Annotated in this window: 17 protein-coding genes; 3 read left to right on the plus strand and 14 right to left on the minus strand. The window is 64.1% G+C overall.

Features of this window, described 5'->3' with window-relative positions; genetic code table 11:
* Positions 1–2: 2 nt before the first annotated feature.
* Positions 3–1,103, minus strand: a complete 1,101-nt coding sequence (gene tcuB / locus JJE66_RS29845) for a tricarballylate utilization 4Fe-4S protein TcuB (protein WP_200518061.1) — start codon at positions 1,101–1,103, stop codon at positions 3–5.
* Positions 1,090–2,481 carry an FAD-dependent tricarballylate dehydrogenase TcuA gene (tcuA, locus tag JJE66_RS29850; protein ID WP_200518062.1) on the minus strand — a complete coding sequence of 464 codons (1,392 nt, stop codon included), beginning with the start codon at positions 2,479–2,481 and terminating at the stop codon, positions 1,090–1,092. The genes tcuB and tcuA overlap by 14 nt, the downstream gene beginning before the upstream one ends.
* A 157-nt stretch (positions 2,482–2,638) precedes the next feature.
* Here tcuA and JJE66_RS29855 point away from each other — a divergent pair, with 157 nt between their 5' ends.
* A complete protein-coding gene (locus JJE66_RS29855) occupies positions 2,639–3,322 on the plus strand; it encodes a GntR family transcriptional regulator (protein ID WP_200518063.1) in 684 nt (227 codons plus the stop codon).
* A 10-nt stretch (positions 3,323–3,332) separates the two neighbouring features.
* Here JJE66_RS29855 and ybaK read toward each other — a convergent pair whose 3' ends face one another.
* The 8 genes from ybaK to mobB form a co-directional block, all read right to left on the minus strand.
* Complete coding sequence (gene ybaK / locus JJE66_RS29860; protein WP_200518065.1) at positions 3,333–3,806, minus strand: Cys-tRNA(Pro) deacylase; 474 nt, start codon at positions 3,804–3,806, stop codon at positions 3,333–3,335.
* Positions 3,807–3,974: 168 nt separating this feature from the next.
* Positions 3,975–6,743 carry a formate dehydrogenase subunit alpha gene (fdhF, locus tag JJE66_RS29865; RefSeq protein WP_200518066.1) on the minus strand — a complete coding sequence of 923 codons (2,769 nt, stop codon included), beginning with the start codon at positions 6,741–6,743 and terminating at the stop codon, positions 3,975–3,977.
* Positions 6,740–8,443, minus strand: coding sequence for an NADH-ubiquinone oxidoreductase-F iron-sulfur binding region domain-containing protein (locus tag JJE66_RS29870; RefSeq protein WP_200518067.1), 1,704 nt, complete (start codon positions 8,441–8,443; stop codon positions 6,740–6,742). The genes fdhF and JJE66_RS29870 overlap by 4 nt, the downstream gene beginning before the upstream one ends.
* Positions 8,444–8,772: 329 nt before the next feature.
* Positions 8,773–8,895 (minus strand): hypothetical protein, encoded by a 123-nt coding sequence (locus tag JJE66_RS38535; RefSeq protein ID WP_283818527.1) that lies wholly within the window; start codon positions 8,893–8,895, stop codon positions 8,773–8,775.
* A gap of 12 nt (positions 8,896–8,907) precedes the next feature.
* A complete protein-coding gene (locus JJE66_RS29875; protein WP_200518069.1) occupies positions 8,908–10,335 on the minus strand; it encodes an OFA family MFS transporter in 1,428 nt (475 codons plus the stop codon).
* A gap of 315 nt (positions 10,336–10,650) precedes the next feature.
* Complete coding sequence (locus tag JJE66_RS29880) at positions 10,651–10,914, minus strand: sulfurtransferase TusA family protein (RefSeq protein ID WP_200518070.1); 264 nt, start codon at positions 10,912–10,914, stop codon at positions 10,651–10,653.
* Positions 10,915–10,958: 44 nt separating this feature from the next.
* Positions 10,959–12,215: a gephyrin-like molybdotransferase Glp gene (gene glp / locus JJE66_RS29885; protein WP_200518071.1), complete on the minus strand. Its 1,257-nt coding sequence runs from the start codon at positions 12,213–12,215 to the stop codon at positions 10,959–10,961.
* Between the two features lie 9 nt (positions 12,216–12,224).
* A complete protein-coding gene (gene mobB / locus JJE66_RS29890) occupies positions 12,225–12,752 on the minus strand; it encodes a molybdopterin-guanine dinucleotide biosynthesis protein B (protein WP_200518072.1) in 528 nt (175 codons plus the stop codon).
* A 106-nt stretch (positions 12,753–12,858) separates the two neighbouring features.
* Between mobB and fdhD the strand changes: the two genes are divergently transcribed.
* Positions 12,859–13,749: a formate dehydrogenase accessory sulfurtransferase FdhD gene (fdhD, locus tag JJE66_RS29895; protein WP_200518076.1), complete on the plus strand. Its 891-nt coding sequence runs from the start codon at positions 12,859–12,861 to the stop codon at positions 13,747–13,749.
* Positions 13,730–14,371 carry a molybdenum cofactor guanylyltransferase MobA gene (gene mobA / locus JJE66_RS29900; RefSeq protein ID WP_409362845.1) on the plus strand — a complete coding sequence of 214 codons (642 nt, stop codon included), beginning with the start codon at positions 13,730–13,732 and terminating at the stop codon, positions 14,369–14,371. Before fdhD ends, mobA begins: the two co-directional genes overlap by 20 nt.
* A gap of 6 nt (positions 14,372–14,377) precedes the next feature.
* Here the strand turns inward: mobA and JJE66_RS29905 are convergent, their stop codons facing one another.
* The 4 genes from JJE66_RS29905 to JJE66_RS29920 are packed head-to-tail and all read right to left on the minus strand — an operon-like array spanning position 14,378 to position 19,514.
* Positions 14,378–15,505: an FAD-dependent monooxygenase gene (locus tag JJE66_RS29905; RefSeq protein ID WP_200518078.1), complete on the minus strand. Its 1,128-nt coding sequence runs from the start codon at positions 15,503–15,505 to the stop codon at positions 14,378–14,380.
* 50 nt (positions 15,506–15,555) lie between these two features.
* Positions 15,556–17,505 (minus strand): molybdopterin biosynthesis protein, encoded by a 1,950-nt coding sequence (locus JJE66_RS29910; RefSeq protein ID WP_246756589.1) that lies wholly within the window; start codon positions 17,503–17,505, stop codon positions 15,556–15,558.
* 13 nt (positions 17,506–17,518) lie between these two features.
* Positions 17,519–18,625: a molybdopterin-binding protein gene (locus JJE66_RS29915; RefSeq protein WP_200518082.1), complete on the minus strand. Its 1,107-nt coding sequence runs from the start codon at positions 18,623–18,625 to the stop codon at positions 17,519–17,521.
* A gap of 55 nt (positions 18,626–18,680) precedes the next feature.
* Positions 18,681–19,514 (minus strand): extracellular solute-binding protein, encoded by an 834-nt coding sequence (locus JJE66_RS29920; protein WP_200518086.1) that lies wholly within the window; start codon positions 19,512–19,514, stop codon positions 18,681–18,683.
* Positions 19,515–19,579 lie beyond the last annotated feature (65 nt).

Below are 19,579 nucleotides of genomic sequence, written 5' to 3' on the forward strand. Positions count from 1 at the left end.
GCTCACGCCGCCGTTCGCCGCTCCTGCGCATAGCGCACCAGGGCCACGAAGCGATAGATCCCGTGCACGAACTTGCCGTAGGGTATGGTGATGAACAGCGCGAACACCGCGCCGAGATGCAGCGCGAGCAGCGGGCCCATGGCCGCGGTCTCGCGCAGAACCAGAAGCAGCATTCCCGTGAGGCCGGTCAGGAACAGCATGGCGATGAAGCCGACGTCCATGCCGTAGCGGTTCTCGTCGAGCAGCTCATTCGCCCGGCGCGATTTGGCGACGAACAAACCGATCGACCCGACGATAAGGCCAATACCGCCGAGTGTGCCCAGCACCACGGGCAGGTCCCACAAAGGATACGGCGCCTCGCGGCCGAGGAGATAGTGATAGAGCGTGGCCACCGAGGTCGCTGCAAAGCACAGCAGGAAGCCATAGAACGTCAGATGATGGTAGAGCTTGCGCCGGTCGGTCGGCTTGTCGTCCTCGTTGTAGCAGCCGACGCCGCCGCCATGGAGATAGCGCAGCTCGCCGGCGTCGCGGATCGCCTGGAAGATCGAACCGCTATCGGCACGGCCGCCGATCGGCGTGCCGATGTCGCGCCAGAAGGCGCGGACGCTCATGACCAGCGCCAGGATCGCATAAAGAAAGGCGGCACTGAACAGCGCGGCCATCGCGTTGTGCGGCATCAGCTTGTAGAAAGCGCCGGGGCCGGTGTGGACGCCGAACAGCACGCTGCGGTCGTTGAGGGCCGCAAAGCCGAAGATGAAGGCAGCCATACTGAGTGCGGCGATGATGCTGATGACGAGCCCGTTGCGCGTGAAGGCTCCCGACAGCGCCTGCGGCCATGCATAGGTCGCATAGGACTCGGCGCGTGCGACGGCGAGCGTCTGCGGAACGTTGACGTTGAACTCGTGCGGCGGCGAGAACTGGCAGTCGACGTAGCAAGCGCCGCAGGAATGGCAGAGGTTGGCAAGATAGTTGAGATCGCCGTCGGAGAAGGCGCGCCGCATCTCCATCGCCGGGAACACCGCACACAATCCTTCGCAATAGCGGCAGGAATTGCAGACCGTCATCAGACGGTCGGCTTCGTCGAGAATCCTAGTTCCGTGCATGTTTCGCTGCTTCCCGTCCTGCGATCCGCCCGAACACGCTGCCGATGGTCATGCCCATGCCGGCCGCATAGCCCTTGCCGAGCACGTTGCCCGCCATGATCTCGCCGGCCGCGAACATGTTGGCCGACGGCTTGCCGTCAGCCATCAGCATACGCGACTCCTTGGTCACGCGCGTGCCGAGATAGGTGAAGGTGATGCCGGGCCGCACCGGATAGGCGAGATAAGGCGGCGTCTCGATCTGCCGTGCCCAATGGGTCTTCTCCGGCGTGACGCCTTCCGTGCGGCAATCGTCCAGAATGGTGTGATCGAAGGTGCCGGGCCGCACCGCGGCGTTGAATTCGGTAATGGTCTTTTCCAGCGCGGCCGGATCCAGCTCGAGCTTGCTGGCGAGCTCCGCCACCGTTTGCCCGGCGATCGGCGGAAACAGCGTCGGCATGAACGAGGTCACAACGGTCGAATCGAAGATGATATAGGCGATCTGGTCGGGCTGCGCCGCGACCAGCCGGCCCCAGATCGCATAGCGCTTGGGCCAGATGTCCTCGCCTTCGTCATAGAAGCGCTGCGAATGCTTGTTGACGACGATGCCGAACACGACGGAGTCATGACGCGTGATGATGCCGCCGTCGAATTTCGGCGCGCGGGCATCGATCGCAACAGCGTGGCACTGGGTGGGGTCGCCGACCTCCTGCACGCCCTTGTCCAGCAGCATCTTCAGGATCGAGCCGCGATTATAGGGCGTGCCGCGGATCAGAAAATTGTCGGCGGCCTCGCCCCAATACTGCTTCAACCATTCGATGTTGGCCTCGAAGCCGCCGGCAGCGGCGACCAGCGACGTCGCGCGGATCTCGGTCTCGCCGTTGATCGGCCGCTTGAGGCGCGCGGCGAGGAACATGCCGTCCTCGATCACGAGGTCGGTGACCTCGGCATCGTATTCGACGTCGACGCCGAGTTGCTCGGCGGTGAGATAGAGCGCATTCAGCATCGCCCGGCCGCCGCCGAGGAAAAAGGAGTTGGTGCGACCAAGGCTCAGCGTGCCGCCGAGCGAGGGTTGCCAGCGCACGCCCTGCTCCACGATCCAGTTCAGGATGTCCTTGGACTCCCGGATCATGTGACGGGCGAGCACCTCGTCGGTCTGCCCGCCGGTGACACGCAGCAGATCCTCCCAGAATTCCTCCTCGGTATAGGGACCGGTTAGGATTTCGGTAGCGGCATCATGAGCGCATCGCATGTTGCGGGTGTGGCGGGTGTTGCCGCCGCGATAGAATTTTGGCGCGCCTTCGAGCACGAGCACGGAAGCGCCGCCGCGCCGGGCGCTGATCGCTGCGCACAGCGCCGCATTACCGCCGCCGATCACCAGCACATCGTATTTGCCGCCCATGCCGTTTGTCCGATGCGACGAAGTTAGAGACATCCTGCGCGCCGGCGGTCCCGGTCAAGCCTGGCAGCCATTGCGCACGTTTGTATACAAAGATATACAATAATCGCGCAAGCCGCATCTCTGCATGGGCAGGATGCGCTTTGCGGTCCGAGGAACCATGGCCAGACGCCCGGCAAAGGCAGGCGGATCGATCGCGCGCGGCGGCGGCGTGGCCCTGGGCGAAGCCGTGTTCCGCTCGCTCTGCGAGGCACTCCAGGCCGGCAGCTACCGGGCCGGCGATCGCCTCCGCGAGGAGGAGGTCGCGCAGCGGCTGAAGGTTAGCCGTACGCCGGTGCGCGAGGCCCTTGGCCGCCTTGCCGCACGCGGCTTCGTTGAGCCCGCCGGCGGCCGCGGGCTGATCGTACGCAACCTCGACATTTCAGAAGTGCTCGAGCTCTATGCCATGCGCGAGATCATGGAAGGCGCCGCCGCGCGCCTCGCCGCCGAGCACGCATCTGCACCGGAGATCGATGCGCTCAGGGATGTCGAGCAAGCGTTAGTCGAGGCATCAGGGACCGATGTCGTCGAAATGGCAAGGCTCAACCGCGCCTTCCACGAGGCGATCTGCCGCGCCGCGCGCAACCGCTATCTCGACAACGCTTCGCGCGAATTGCAGGACTGGATCGCCCTGCTCGGTCCCACCACCTTCACCGTGACGGCTCGGCCGACCACGAGCCATGGCGAGCATCAGGCCATCATCGAGGCGATCGCCGCGCGCGACGGCGACAAGGCCGAACAGCTCGCGCGCGCGCATATCCGCGAGGCGTTGCGCTGCCGGCTCAAGCTGTTGCAGAAGCAGTAGAACGAGATCCTCACGCGACCACGTCCGCCGCGACCGCATTCAGAACTTCCCGCACGTCAGTCGGTTTGAGGCGCACCTGCAGGCCGCGCTGTCCGCCGTTGAGATAAACCTGGTCATGCGCGAGCGCGCTCTGCTCGATCACGGTGGTGACCTGCTTGCGCTGCCCGAATGGGCTGATGCCGCCGACTTTGTAGCCGGTGACGCGCTCGGCTTCAGGCGGCTTCATCATGTTCGCCGACTTGCCGCTCACGGCCGCGGCGAGCTTCTTCATCGAGACTTCCTGATCGGACGGAACGACCACGCAGACCGGCTTGCCGTCGACCTGCGCCATCAGCGTCTTCAAGACGCGCGCCGGATCCTCACCGAGCGCGGCAGCCGCCTGGAGGCCTATGCTCTCGGCGTCGGGATCGTAGTCGTAAGCGTGAACGGCGAAGGCAACGCCGGCGGCCGTGAGCGCGCGGGTGGCGGGCGTGACTTTGGACATGGAGTACGTCTACCGCCGTCGTTGCGAGCGGCGAAGCCGGCGCGGTTGGTGATCATGCATTAATACAGGTGTTTTGCCCGACGCCGCAAGCCGTTTTTCGGCAACGCCGAAATTCTTCAACCCATTCAACCCCGTTCTACTGTGCATGGGGTTGTTTTTCGCGGATTGCTATTCCGCGGCGTCGCGCATCTCCGCCCGTTCCGCGCGCGCCGCGCAGAACTTGAACTCCGGGATCTTGCCGAACGGGTCGAGCGCCGGATTGGTCAACAGGTTCGCCGCCGCTTCCGCGTAGCAGAACGGCATGAACACCATGTTCTCCGGCACATCACGGTCGGAGCGAACCTTGACCTCGACCGCACCGCGGCGGGTTTCGAGCCGAATGAAATCGCCGGGCGCGAGCTTCTTCCTGTGCATGTCCTTGGGTGACATGAAGGCGACCGCCTCCGGCTCGATCTGGTCGAGCACCTGCGCGCGGCGGGTCATCGAGCCGGTGTGCCAGTGCTCCAGTACACGGCCGGTCGACAGCACCATCGGATATTCATCGTCGGGCACTTCGTCCGGAGGAATGACATGGGCGGGCACGATCTTGCCGCGGCCGCTCGCAGTCGGGAAGCCCGTGGTGAAGATGATCTCGTTGCCGGGCTTGTTCGGATCGTCGGCTGGATAGGTCACCGCACCTTCTCGCACCAGCCGCTCCCAGCTGATGTTCTGCAGCGACGGCATCAGCTGCGCCATCTCGGTGTAGACCTCGCCGGGGCCGGCATAATTCCACGGCAGGCCCATCCGCTTGCCGATCTCCTGGATGATCCAGAGATCCTGCCGCGCGTCGCCCGGCGGCTTGATCACCTGGCGCGCGAGCTGCACGCGGCGGTCGGTGTTGGTGAAAGAACCTTCCTTCTCGGCGAAGGCCGAGGCCGGGAGGATGACGTCGGCATGAAACGCGGTCTCGGTGACGAAGAGATCCTGCACCACGAGATGATCGAGCATGGCGAGCGCCTGGCGCGCGTGCTGCAAATCGGGGTCGGACATCGCGGGATTCTCGCCCTCGATATACATGCCCTTGATCTCGCCGGCATGGACCGCGTTCATGATCTCGACGACGGTGAGACCGCGGACGGGATCGAGCTCCTGCTGCCAGAGTTTTTCGAAGGCCCCGCGCATGTCGTCGCGGCCGACCGGCTGGTAGTCCGGCAGGAACATCGGGATCAGGCCGGCGTCGGAGGCGCCCTGCACGTTGTTCTGGCCGCGCAGCGGATGCAGGCCGGTGCCGGGACGGCCGACCTGGCCGGTGATCAGCGCCAGCGCAATCAGGCAGCGCGCATTGTCGGTGCCGTGGACATGCTGACTAATGCCCATGCCCCAGAAGATGATCGAGGATTTGGCGCGCGCGTAGGTTCGCGCGACTTCGCGGAGCGTCTGCGCCGGGACGCCGCAGATCGGCTCCATCTTCTCCGGCGTGAATTCCTTGATCTTCTCCTTGAGGTCTTCGAACCCCTCGGTGTAGCCGGCAATGTACTGATCGTCGGTCAGGCCTTCCGTGATGATCGTGTTGATCATCGCGTTCAGCATGGCGACGTCGGAACCGGGCTTGAACTGCAAATGCTTGGTCGCGTGACGCGACAGCGTCTGCCGGCGCGGATCAATCACGAACAGCTTTGCGCCATTCTGCTTGACCGCGTTCTTGATGAAGGTCGCGGCGACCGGATGGTTCACGGTCGGGTTGGCGCCGATGACGATGATGACCTCGGCATCCATCGCGGCCGAGAACGGGGCCGACACCGCGCCCGAGCTCAGGCCTTCGAACAGCGCCGCGACCGACGAGGCGTGGCACAGACGGGTGCAGTGGTCGACATTGTTGGAGCCGAAGCCGGTGCGCACCAGCTTCTGGAACAGATAGGCCTCTTCGTTCGAGCCTTTAGCCGAGCCGAAGCCGGCCAGCGCCTTCACGCCTTTCTCGTCGCGGATCTTGACGAGACCCTTGGCGGCGATATCGAGCGCTTCGTCCCAGCTCGCTTCACGGAAATGGGTGAAGGGGTTGGCGGGATCGACTCGGTCGTTGGAATCTTTCTTCGCATTCGGCAGCCGCACCAGCGGCTTGGTCAGGCGATGCGGATGGTGGATGTAATCGAAGCCGAAGCGGCCCTTGACACACAGGCGATTGTGATTGGCCGGGCCGTCGCGGCCTTCCGCATAGATCACCTTTTCGTCCTTGACCTCGTAGGTGACCTGGCAGCCGACCCCGCAGAACGGGCAGAGCGAATCCACCTTCTTGTCTGCATAGGTGACGCGGGTCTGCTTGTCGTCGAGCATCACGGCCGGCATCAGCGCGCCGGTTGGACAGGCCTGGACGCATTCGCCGCAGGCCACGCAGGTGGACTCGCCCATGGGATCGTCGAAGTCGAACACGATCTTCGAACCATGATTGCGATAGGCCATGCCGATGACGTCGTTGACCTGGACCTCGCGGCAGGCGCGCACGCACAGGCCGCACTGGATGCAGGCATCGAGATTGACACGCATCGCCGGATGGCTGGCGTCGGTCTCCCAGCGCTCAGCGGCGGGGAAGCGGCTTTCGGTGACACCCGTGGTCTCGGCCCAGTGCCAGAATTTCGACTCCGGATCGTGCGACGTCTCGCGCACCGGCTGGTCGGCGACCAGCAGCTCCATCACCATCTTCTGCGCCGACACCGCGCGCGCGGACTCGGTCTTGACCTTCATGCCGACCGACGGGGTGCGTTTGCACGAGGCGGCAAGCACGCGCTCCCCCTCGATCTCGACCATGCAGGCGCGGCAATTGCCGTCGGGGCGATAGTCGGGCGCCGGTGAGTAGCACAGATGCGGGATCTCCCGGCCCTGACGTTTGGCGACTTGCCAGATCGTCTCGCCGGCTTTGGCCTCGACCTGCTTGCCATCAAGCTCGAAAGTAATTTTGGTCATTCAGCCGCTTCCTTGAACTCATCAGGGAAATATTTGATCACGGAGGACAGCGGATTCGATGCCGCCTGTCCGAGCCCGCAGATCGAGGCATCACGCATCGCCTGGCTCAATTCCTCTAGGAGTGCGCGGTTCCAGACCGGCTTCTGCATCAGAAGCGTCGCCTTCTGGGTTCCGACGCGGCACGGCGTGCACTGGCCGCAGCTCTCGTCCTCGAAGAACTTCATCAGGTTGAGTGCCGCTGCGCGCACGCTGTCATCTCGCGACAGAATCACGATCGCCGCCGAGCCGATGAAACAGCCGTATTTCTCCAGTGTGCCGAAATCGAGCGGGATGTCGTCCATCGACGCCGGCAGGATGCCGCCGGACGCGCCGCCCGGCAGATAAGCGTAGAAGGAGTGGCCGTCGGCCATGCCGCCGCAATATTCGTCGATCAGCTCCCGCACGGTGATGCCGGCGGGCGCGAGCTTCATGCCGGGATTCTTGACGCGGCCCGAGACCGAGAAGCTGCGCAGGCCGTGACGTTCATGCCGGCCGTTGCCCTTCCACCAGTCGGCGCCCTTCTCGACGATGTCGCGCACCCACCACAGCGTCTCGATATTGTTGATGAGCGTCGGCAGGCCGAACAGGCCGACCTGGAACGGATAAGGCGGTTTGTGCCGGGGCAGGCCGCGCTTGCCCTCGATGCTTTCGAGCAGCGAGGACTCTTCTCCGCAGATATAGGCGCCGGCACCACGCCGCATGTGCAGCGTCGGACCGCCTGCCGGGAGTTTCGCGATCTCGCGTTCGAGAATCTCTCGCGAGGCCGGATATTCGTCGCGCAGATAGATGTAGACGTCGGACGCCTGCACCACGTGCGCGCCGATCAGCATGCCCTCGATGAAGCGGTGCGGATCGCTTTCGAGATAGACGCGGTCTTTGAACGTGCCGGGCTCACCCTCGTCGCCGTTGATTGCCATCAGCCGCGGACCGGGCTCGCCGAGCACCGCGCGCCATTTGCGTCCCGTCGGAAAGCCGGCGCCGCCGAGGCCACGCAGCGAGGCGTCGTCGAGCGCCTTCAGAAGATCGTCCTGCGGCAAGTCGCCGGAGCGCGCGCGGTTAAGCAGCTTGTAGCCACCACCGGCGACATAGGCGTCGTAGTCGATATATTTAGGCAGATGCGCGTGGGTCTCCCCGGCGTTGGCGGCCGCCATCACATTGGCGACGGTGGCGTGGTCGACGAAGTTGTGTCCGACTTCCGCGGCCGGCGCGGTGTCGCAGCGGCCGACGCAGGGCGCGCGCACCACGCGGATGCCGGGCCCCGATGAGTTCTGCAGATCCTCGAGCAGCTTCTCACCACCGAGCATCGCGCAGGTCAGCGAATCGCAGACGCGGATGGTGAGCGGCGCGATATCAGGTTCGCCCTCCTTCACGATGTCGAAATGCGCGTAGAAGGTCGCGGTCTCGAACACTTCGGCAAAGGCGAGCTTCATCTCGTCGGCCAGCGCGGCGAGATGCGCAGCCGAGATCTGGCGATATTTGTCCTGGATCAGATGTAGATATTCGATCAGGAGATCGCGCCGTCGCGGCCTGTCGCCGAGCAATTGCTCGATCTCATGCGCGGCGGTGGGGTCGACCTGCCGGCCCTTCGGGGTGGCCTTGGCGCGCTTGCGCCCCTCGCCCGGATGTTCGAATTCGCGAACCTTATGGACGTCGTGACTCATCGATTCGCCTCGTTGCCTTGGGATAAGCGCGACCTCATCGCACCGCTCTCTTGCTCCCTTATGGATGGGTTCGCCCGCGCCGCCCCAGTGGCAAGACAATTCCCTCCTCTAAACGGAAGATATCCGAAGTCTATTCTCTGGCATGCCAGATGCAAAGACGAATTGCAGCGGTTCCGGAAGAAAACCCCGGACACAGCGGCGAACGGCCGGCGCAAGACGCGCCAGTCGAAGCCTCTCTTTGCCTGGGCCGCGCCGCTGGCGACGCCCATCGCTTGTCCGGCCCATCGCTTGTCCGGCCCAGGACTGGGCCGGACCGTAGCAGCACGGAACTATTGGAACAGTTTCATCGCGTTCGTGACGGTCTGAATGACCCCCCAAGCCAACGGGATTCCCACGAACCCCCAGGCCAGGATGAGTTTTATCTTCACCGAGTTGTTTGTCTGCGTTGCCATGTTCGCTTCTCCTCAGGCCCGTGCGCCAAGTGGCCGAGGCGACCCTGTGGCCGCGTCGGCTACGGCATCGTGCGCGCGCGGGTCATCCGCCTTCATGTGATAGCGTTCATGCACGGCTTTGATCATTGCATTGCAAATCAATCCAATCACCAACAAGCCGGCCATGATGTACATGGTGGTGTTGTAGGCTTGCGCCTTCGGTACGCCGTGATCGATCTGATACTGGCGGATATAATTCACCAGCACCGGACCAAAAACACCGGCTGCCGACCATGCCGTGAGCAGCACGCCATGGATGGCGCCGACATAGCGGATGCCAAACATGTCCTTCAGATAGGCCGGCACGGTCGCAAAGCCACCGCCATACATGCTCATGATCACGACAAAGCATAGTACGAACAGCGCTACGCTTCCGATCGAACCGGTCCAAGGCACCAGGATATAAAGCAGGGTTCCGAGCACGAAGAAGCAGAAATAGGTGTTCTTGCGCCCGATAATATCCGAGGTCGAAGCCCAGAAGAACCGTCCCAGCATGTTGAACAGGCTGAGCAGTCCGACGAAGCCGGCGGCAGCAACGGCCGTGACGTGACCGGGGAACATCTCCTGGCTCATGGCCGAGGCCTGCCCGAGAACACCAATGCCCGCGGTGACGTTGAGGCAGAGAACCCACCAGATCAGCCAGAACTGCGGCGTCTTAATCGCGTCGTAGACGTAGACGTCGTTCTTTGTGATCAACTTCTGCGCCACCGCCGGCGGCGTGTAGCCTTCCGGCTTCCAGCCCGGCGCGGGAACACGGACGATCGCAGCTCCAACCATCATGAAGCAAAAATAGATGATGCCGAGCGCGACGAACGCCTCCGCCACGCCGACGTGCGTGGACGTCGAGAATCTCTGCATCAGCCAGACCGACAGCGGCGAAGCGATGAAAGCGCCACCGCCGAATCCCATGATCGCCATTCCTGTCGCCATTCCCGGACGGTCCGGAAACCACTTGATCAGGGTCGACACAGGAGAAATGTAGCCAAGCCCCAATCCGCAGCCGCCCAGAACGCCATAGCCGAAATAGATCAGCCACAGATTATGCGAGTAGACGCCGAGCGCTGAAACCAGGAAGCCGCCTCCCCAGCACAGGCCCGCGGTGAACATCGCCCGCCGGGGACCGCCTTCTTCCACCCACCGCCCGAACACTGCTGCGGAAAGGCCGAGAAATACGATGGCGATCGAGAATATCCAACCAAGATCCGTTAGCTTCCAGTCGTCCGGAGCCGATTGCGTAATGCCGATGAGCTTGGTCATCGGCAGGTTGAATACGCTCAGTGCGTAAGCTTGGCCGATGCACAAGTGGATGCACAGCGCCGCTGGCGGAACCATCCATCGGCTGAAGCCGGGCTCCGCAACAGTATGCTCGCGATCAAGAAACGATAACGCGCCCATTTGCATTCCTCCCCTGCAGCCGCCCTTCTGAGCAAGCCTGCCGCTACCATCCTGGTCCTCAGCCCGTTGCGGCGCAGCTGTTGTCCCTGCTGCTCCGCACAATCATCCGACACGCGCCAGGATCGTCAACGCGTGTCTGAAAAGTTAACCCCTCGAACGGGGCTCTATGCCCGATACGACGTGCAGGCTTCGTGTGTGGCCCGTTGATCCGCGCATCGAAGACAAGACTCAACCTCCGCGCCTGCGCGGCGAAAGCCAATTTGGGCAGAAGCCATGAACGATGTCGATAGACAAAAGGTCGGTATCAGTGCGGTAACGCGCTCAAGAGCGCAGCGCAGCATTTGCGCTGCCTATCGGACCATTCGTTTTTTCTATCAAGAACACGATGCGCGCGTCGTTTCGCTCGGTGATCTCCACCGTGTCGCCGGTCTCGCGGATCAGGTTCGGAATGTCAATCACCGACAAGGGGTCGGTACAGTGGACTTCGAGCTGATCGCCCGGCTGCAATGGTTTCAACGCCTTGCGTGTCTTTAAGGCAGGCAATGGGCATTTGAGCCCGGTGAGATCAAGTGTCGTTCTGGTCATCGGCGCAACATGGCGAGGTGAGGCGATGGCGTCAACGCAGCCGCTCAGAGCAGATAGGCGTAGGGCAAGAAACCTACGCCCTCGCCCGGCTCGACGCGCGTGATGTCCTCGCCCAATTCAATCAGGCCGTCGGTCTCCACCAATGACGACAACAGCCCGGCGCCCTCGCGCGGGAACTTGACCGCCTCGAGCGCGCCGTCCTCTCCGCGCCGCAACGAGGCGCGAACATACTCCCGGCGGCCAATCTTCTTCTTGTAGCTGAACGCGGCACGCACGGGGATCGGCAACAGCGGTTCCGGCAGGCTGCCGGCGAGCGCCAGCACGGTCGGCCGCACCACGTGGACGAAGGTGACAAAGCTCGCGACGGGATTGCCGGGCAATCCGATCAGCGGCGTGCCTTCAATGATGCCCATCGCCACGGGCCGGCCTGGCTTGATCGCCATCCGCCACAACACAAGTGAACCGATGCTCTCTACCGCTGCCTTGACGTGATCCTCCTCGCCGGTCGAGACACCCCCGGTGGTGAGGATCAAATCATGGCTGCCTGCGACCTGCTTCAATCCATTCGCAAGTGAAGCGCGCTCGTCGCGCAGAATGCCGAGATCTGAGACCTCGCAGCCGAGCCGGCGCAGCATCGCCATCAGCATGAAGCGATTGGAATCGAACAGCTGCGAGGCCGCACGCGGCTCGCCGGGCGACGCCAACTCGTCGCCGGTCGAAAACACTGCGACGCGGATGCGCCGGACCATTTCGAGCTTGGTTAACCCGAACGCCGCGGCAAGCGCGACATGCTGCGGCCGCAGCCGTTGGCCCGCGCGTAGAGCAATGTCGCCTTGCGGAACATCCTCGCCTGCCGGACGAACATTGGCGCCAGACTTCAGCCCGGGTGGCAGCACGACCTTGCCAGCCTCATCGATCCGGACATCTTCCTGCATGAAGACCGTCTCGGCCCCCGGCGGCATCGGCGCGCCCGTGAAGATGCGCGCGGTGTGGCCGGACTTGAGAGGCGCTTGTGCAAGGCCGCCGGCCTGGATGCGGCCATCGAGCGGGAATGCCTGTTCCGTGTCTTGCGGAAGGTCGGCGTTGCCCACGGCGTAGCCGTCGACAGCCGAATTGGTGAAGGGCGGCAGTGGCAGCGGCGCTGCAACATCGTGCGCCAGCACGCGCCCGTCGGCATCGACGAGCGCCGCCGTCTCGATATCGGCAATCGCGCTGACGCGTGACGTGATCAGGCCAACGGCCTCGTCGACCGACATGATCGGTCCACCGAAAGCAAAGCAATCGTCTGACAGTTGCGCCATGGTGCCTCGTCAGCGCATCGCCGCGCTTCTTGCAATCGCTTCCTCGACCGGCATCGCCGCATGCAGCAGCAATGCCGCAACAGCCTGGATATCGTCGAGATGGACGGTCGGCAGCCGCGTTTCAATGGCGGAGTCGGTCGCGATCCCGACAATGCCGGGATCGTCGGGAAACAGCAGCGGCTTGCCGTTGGCGGCGCGATGCACCTCGATTTTGCGATGCGGCTCGCGCTTGAAACCCTCGACCACGACCAGATCGACCACGGATAGCTTGCTCAGGAGTTCCGGCAACCGCGACTCCGGCGCCCCGCGCAATTCGTGCATCAAAGCCCAACGGTTCGCCGAGGCCACCAGCACCTCGGCCGCACCGGCCTCGCGATGGCGCCAAGAATCCTTGCCCGGCACGTCGACGTCGAACTGGTGGTGTGCATGCTTGATGACGGAGACGCGCAGGCCCTGCGCGTTGAAATGCGGAATCAGCCGCGTCAACAGCGTGGTTTTGCCCCCACCGCTCCAGCCTGCAAGGCCGATGACTTTCATCACAACCCGATCTCCGCCAGCCTTGTCATGCGGCCGGAACCGCGTAGACGTTATTGTGAGCATGCTTATATCGGCTTGATCCCAATGTCATGCTAACGTCGTGGCCATGATGAAAATCGACAAAGCCCCGGTACCCCTGATCGTCCCGAATCCGGACGACGCGCGCCTGACGGAGAGCGTCACCGGGACCGACCAGACCGGCGCCAAGGTCGAGATCAAGGTGCCGATCGAGCGGCCGCTGACGCTCTACCTGAACTCGCAGGAGATCGTCACCATGATGACGATCGGCGACTATCCCGAATATCTGGCGCTTGGCTATCTCCTCAACCAAAATATGCTGAAATATAACGACGCGGTCACCGAGGTCGAATACGACGACGACCTCCAGGTGGTCGTCGTGCGCACCGAGCACCACACCAATTTCGAGGCCAAACTGAAGAAACGCACGCAGACCTCGGGCTGCGCGCAGGGTACGGCCTTCGGCGAGCTGTTGGAGGCGGTCGAGAGCGTCGCGCTGCCGAAGGCTGAGCTACGCACCTCCTGGCTCTATCAGATGACACAGACCATCAACACCATGCCCTCGCTCTATCTGGAGGCCGGCGCGATTCACGGCTGCGTGCTGTGCAAAGAGGGCGAACCGCTCTGCTACACCGAGGATGTCGGCCGCCACAACGCGGTCGACAAAATCGCAGGCTGGATGTACCGCCACGGCGTCGATGCGTCCGACAAGATCCTCTACACCACGGGACGCCTCACCTCAGAAATGGTGATCAAGACGGTGCGGATGGGCATTCCGATCCTGGTGTCGCGCTCCGGCTTCACCGCCTGGGGCGTCGATCTCGCGAGGCAAGTTGGCCTGACGCTGGTCGGACGCACGCGCGGCAAGCGCTTCATCGCCCTCGCCGGCGAGGAGCGGATTGTTTACGACCAGAACCTCGCTTACGTCGAAGAGGAATCGGCGAAGCACAAGCGCAAGGGTGAAGCTGGTGACGACTGAAATTCCGCCCACCCAGGGCGTGCTGCTTGCCGGCGGTCTCGCGCGGCGCATGGGCGGCGGCGACAAGCCGATGCGGACCATCGGCGTCCGTACCATCCTGGACCGCGTGATCGCACGCCTCTCGCCTCAGTGCGACGGATTGATCCTCAATGCGAACGGCGATCCCGCACGTTTCGCCTCGTTCCGCCTGCCGGTCATTGCCGATGACGTGCCCGGCTTCCCCGGCCCGCTCGCCGGCATCCTCGCCGCGCTCGACTGGACAGCGGCGAATCGGCCGGACCTCGAGTGGGTGCTCAGCGCCGCTGGCGATTGCCCGTTCCTGCCGCGCGATCTCGTCGCGCGGCTGCATGAGGCAAGGACGCGAGAGAATGCGCAGCTCGCAGTCGCCGCATCGGGCGACCAGACGCATCCGGTGATTGGTCTGTGGCGGGTGAGCCTACGCAACGAGCTTCGTCACGCGCTGGTCGTCGAGGACATCCGCAGGATTGATCGCTGGACCGCGCGCTATCGACTCGCGACGGTGACATGGCCGACCGAACCGCTCGACCCGTTCTTCAATGCCAACACGGTCGAGGATATCGCCGAAGCCGAGCGGTTGGCTGCGCTGGACGAAGCGTCTTAATCAAACTCAGGCCGCCAGCGGCACCGACCAGGCATCGTAGCCGTAGACCCAGCTCGTATCGGTCCGTTCCTTCAGCCAGATGTTCGCGCGCGAGGTCTCCTGCACCCGCGTGGTCCGCATCTTGCGCGTTGCCTCGAAGCGGCGGAATGCGTTGGCAATGCCGTCGCGATCGACACCGTCGAGGCAGCGCGACAGCACGGCGGCATCCTCGATCGCCATGGCCGCGCCCTGCGCCATGTAGGGCGTCATCGGATGGCAGGCATCGCCGAGCAACGTCACCTTGCCGTCGGTCCAGCGCTCCAGCGCGTCGCGATCCATGATCGCCCATTTATGCACGTCGGGGCACGCCGCGAGCACCTGGCCCACCTGCGGATGAAAGCCTTCGAACGATGCTCGCAGATCGCGCACGTCGCCCTTGGCCGACCAGGATTCGATGCGGAAGTTCGGCTCCGGCTGGCTGGTGACGAGATAAACCTCGCTACGGTCCGGCTTGACGTAATAGATAACGATATGGCGGTCCTCGCCCCACCATTTGGTGCAGTCGTCGATCTTCTCACCAAGCAGTGCGGCCGGATAGGTGGTGCGGTAGGCGATGCGGCCGGAGAATCTCACCGGCGCGGTGTCGAACAGGATATCGCGCACCGCCGAATGAACGCCGTCCGCGCCGACCACCGCATCGGCAACAGCGCTGGTGCCGTCGGCAAAGCTCAGCTGGACGCCTTCGCCGGTCTCGTCGAGGCCGACCAGTCTGTGGTTGAGCCTCACAAACTCATCCGGCACCACGCTCGCCAGCGCCGCATGTAGATCGCCGCGATGAGCAAGCAGATAGGGCGCGCCGAACTTCTCCTCCGCGCTCTCACCAAAAATCATGTCGAATTTGATGTCGCCGCTCTTCCAGTCGCGGTTGTTCCATGAGCGGGGATAGAACGACTGGCTCCGCATGCGCGCTTCCAGCCCGAGCACGCGCAACACTTGCATCGCATTGCAGCCGATCTGGATGCCGGCGCCGATGCGCGCGAACTGAGAGGCCTGCTCATAGACCATCACATGGATGCCAACGCGCCGGAGCGCCGCGGCAGTCGCAAGCCCGCCCATACCGGCACCGACGATTGCAACCGAAAGCGGCCTTGCCATCGTATCCCCTACCCTGTCCGTCGCGCAGCTTGAATGCCGCGTCGTCTCCTCTACGCGGGCCGAAATCCGGCTCGTTCCAGTGCCACACGCGCCTCGTCCGAGCCGAGCGCGTCGAGAAAGGCCTCTACCGCGGGACGCCGCTTGCGTGACGTCACCAAGGCAAAGTCATAATGCTCTTCCGCGAGCGGAATGAAACCGAGGCCGACCGCATGGGCGACCGGCGCAATGGTCATGCCCCAATCGGCACGGTGCTGGGCGACGGCCGCAGCAACCGCATTGTGCGAGCGCGGCTGGTTCCAGTACCCCTCGGGGCGCGCACCGCCAAGCAGCCGGTCGATCAGGATGCGCGTCCCGGCGCCCTGGTTGCGGTTGACCATGATACAGGCAGGGTCAGTGAGCGCGACGGCGACGGCCTCCTTCGCGGCGAGGCGCTCGAAACGCCTGTCGCCTTTCCGAAACACGATGCCCTGCATCCTCCGCCAGCCCGGCACGAGTTCGAGCCCCTCGACGAGATAAGGCGTGTTGTAGGTCTCGCTCTTGTCGTCAAACAGATGGATCGGCGCGAGATCGCATTCGCCGCGCTTCGCCGCCGCAAGTCCGCCGAGGCTGCCGACCGCAATCGAGCGCACAGTGAGGCCGACATGCGCGAGTTGTGCGGTGACGAGATCGAGGCCCGTGCAATGGCTGCCGACGATGACGAGATCGGGCACCCGTACATGCGGCGTGAACAGCGTCACCTCGGCCTCAGTGCCGGCCGGCATCTGGTCCGCCAGCGCGTCAATGCGCAAAAAGCCGTCGGCCTGCGCGAAGGACGTGATCGCGCCAGAGCCCTTTCCCGAGGGATAGGCGATCAAGCCGTCTTTGCCCTCGACCAGCGAGACCATGACGAATTCGGTACGGCCGAGCTCGGAGGCGATGCGCACCGGCACGACCGCAGTCACCTTGGCATCGGAGCGCGGCGGCAATCCCGCCATCTTGCGCAGCGCCGGCACGATCATGTCGTGGAAGGTGAACATCGCCGAGGTCGGAAAGCCCGGCAGGATCACCACCGGCTTGCCGTCGCACACCGCCAGACACAGCGGCTTGCCGGGCTTGAGCGCGACGCCATGCGCGATGATGCCGGGTTGGCCGAGACGGCCGATGATGCGATGGGACAGATCGCCCGCGCCTTTCGAGGTGCCGCCGGACAGCACCAGCATGTCGGCATCCGCCAGCGCCTGGCGCATGGCGGCTTCGAGCTTTGCTTCATCGTCGGGAATGGCGCCGAGGAAGATCGCTTCGCCGCCGTTCTCGTTGATCGCGGCTGCGACGATCGCACCATTGGTGTCGTAGATCGCAGCCGGCGCGAGTGCCTCGCCGGGTTGAACGAGCTCATCGCCGGTTGAAATCACGGCCACACGCGGCTTCCGCGCGACGTTTACTTCCGCAATGCCGCAAGCCGCCAGCATCCCGATCTCGCGCGAACCGATGATCGTGCCGGCGCGCAGCAGCGCCTCGCCGCGCGCGATGTCGGAGCCTGCGTATGACATGAATTGCCCAGGCGACACCGCGCGACGGACGTCGATTGCATCAACATCGGACAGCTGGGTGTGTTCGACCATCACCACGGCATCGGCTCCACGCGGCAACGGGCCGCCGGTGGCGATCGGCGTTGCGCTGCCCGCCGCGACTTGCAGCACCGGCGCGACGCCGCAGTGAATCGTTTCGCTGTTCAACGCGAGACGCACCGGCGCGCCCTCGCCGGCCACAGCAAGGTCCGCCGAACGCACGGCAAAGCCGTCGACATTCGACCGGTCGAAGGGCGGCACGTCGATCGGCGCCGTGATGTCCTCGGCCAACGCCGCGTCGAGTGCATCGGCAAGCTTTCGCGTTTCTTTCGGGATCGCACGCGGGAACAGCGCCGCCTCAAAGCGCGCCAGCGCGTCCTCTCGCGAGAGGATCTCGAGGAATTGCTCCTGCTCCAGCGCGCTGCGCTCTTGCGAGTGCGGGACCTTCGTCATCTCGGAACCCATGTCATTCCCGTATTAGATAGGCATCAATGGGCATACCTGCCGCAAATCCCTCACTGCTGCCGGAAACAAGCAGCCATGCATCCGCTCTGGCAATGGCTTGGAGCGGCCATTCACCGACCGCAAGCGGCGTCCACGCTTGATGTTCCCAAGCCAGCAGCGCGATTTCGGCGATGCCGACGTTGGAAGCGATCTTACGCGCAAGCGGCAAGGTCACTGTGCGGCGCGGCTGCCGCATCGACAATTTGTCGATGAGCGGAAGCACCAGCGCAAGCCAAGCCGCGAACGCCCGACCGGGCGAGCCGGGCAACACGACGACGGGAACTTTTCCGAGCCGCCCGACGGCTGCGGTACGTCCAGGCTGGAGCGCAAGGCCATAAGCGAGCACGTCGCCACATTGAGCCAGCGCCGTGACCACGGCGTCCCGGCGGCCGATGCCGCTGCCGCCGATCGTCAGCAGGAGATCGCAGGCGGAAACATCGAGCGCCTCCGCAATCGAGGTCGCGTCGCGCGCACCGGCTTCATGCGCGCTCACATCCAGTCCCACCGCGCGCGCGAGCTCGGCAATCATCTCCATCGTCGCTGTTGCATCGGGCACGTTGACGATGCGCAGCCGCGGCCGCCTGACATTCAGCTTTTCGCGACCAGCGACTCGTGCAAGCAAAAGTGCCGCCGCACCGACGGGATATCCCGCTGCGGCCGCAGGCGAGCTTTCGGCAATGTCACTGCCGCTGCGTCCGACGCCTTGCCCTGGCACACCTTCGGCCATCACCTGGGCGAGCGGGCCTGACACCTCCACCGCGTCGGCATCGAGCACGCAGTCGTATCCCACCGGCATCACATCGCCGGCCTCGACCCACGCTGGAAGCTCGGTCAGGGGCAACGGCGAATAGGAGGAAGCGCCGACGAGATCGCTGGCGCGCAAGGCCCATCCATCGACGACTGCGATGTCACGCGACGGATAGGCTGGCAGCAACGGCATTCCCGCAGAGATACAGCCGGCCGCCTCGGTCAGCGGCAATGCGACCGGCGTGACCGGATCAACGCTTCGCAGCAACGCGGCGAGCGCTGTGTCGATCGGCGTCAGGCAGGGCGGCAAGCGCTGGGTCATGCCTCATGATGGATCACGCATCGCGCGGTTTGGCAACCGTTCGGAGGGTTGGCCATCAACCGCGCGGCTTGTCCGCGTTCGGAAAGAACACCTGTTGCCCGTCGACCTTGTAGCCAGCGATCGCTGCCTGCCCCTCCGGCGAGATCAACCAGTCGACGAAGGTCTGGCCCAACTCGTTCCTGACATTCGGGTGCTTCTCCGGCTTCACCAGCATTACGCCGTACTGGTTGAGCAGCCGCTTGTCGCCCTCGACGAGGATGTCGAGATCACCGCGATCCCTGAAGGCAATCCAGCTGCCGCGGTCTGAAAGCACATAGGCATTCGCCATGCGCGCCGCGTCGAGGGCAGCGATCATGCCTTGCCCGCTCTCGCGATACCAGGCGCCCTTGGTCTTGGCGATGTCGATACCGGCGACGATCCACAGTGCAAGCTCCGCCGCGTGAGTGCCGGAACGATCGCCGCGCGTCACGAACGGCGCCCCCTTGGCCTCGATCGCCTTCAGCGCGGTCGCGATGTCCTTGCCTTTCACTCCGGCGGGATCGTTCTTCGGCCCGATCAGCACGAAATCGTTGTACATCACGTCGAAGCGCTTCGTGGCAAAGCCGTCAGCGACGAATTTCTCCTCCTGCGGCCGAGCGTGCATCAACACCACGTCAGCCTCGCCTCTTCGCGCGCCGTCGAGCACCTCGTCGCTACGTCGTGCGATCACCGTCACTTCGATGCCGGTCTTGTCGCGGAACCTCGGCAGCAAATAGTCGAGCAGGCCTGAATCCTGCGTCAATGTCGTCGTGGCCAGGACGATCGCACGCTCCGCGGCAAGCGAGGCCGAAATGCTCCCGGCAAGGCTGCAGAGAAGCGCAAGGGCAATGGTCAGTCGGCGAACGGCCATGAAGAGTTCCCATCGAACACGACGCGATCATGATGATCGATTGCGCCGCACTCGTGACGGTCTTG

It is taken from the genome of Bradyrhizobium diazoefficiens, from assembly GCF_016612535.1.
Taxonomy (GTDB): Bacteria; Pseudomonadota; Alphaproteobacteria; order Rhizobiales; family Xanthobacteraceae; genus Bradyrhizobium; species Bradyrhizobium diazoefficiens_C.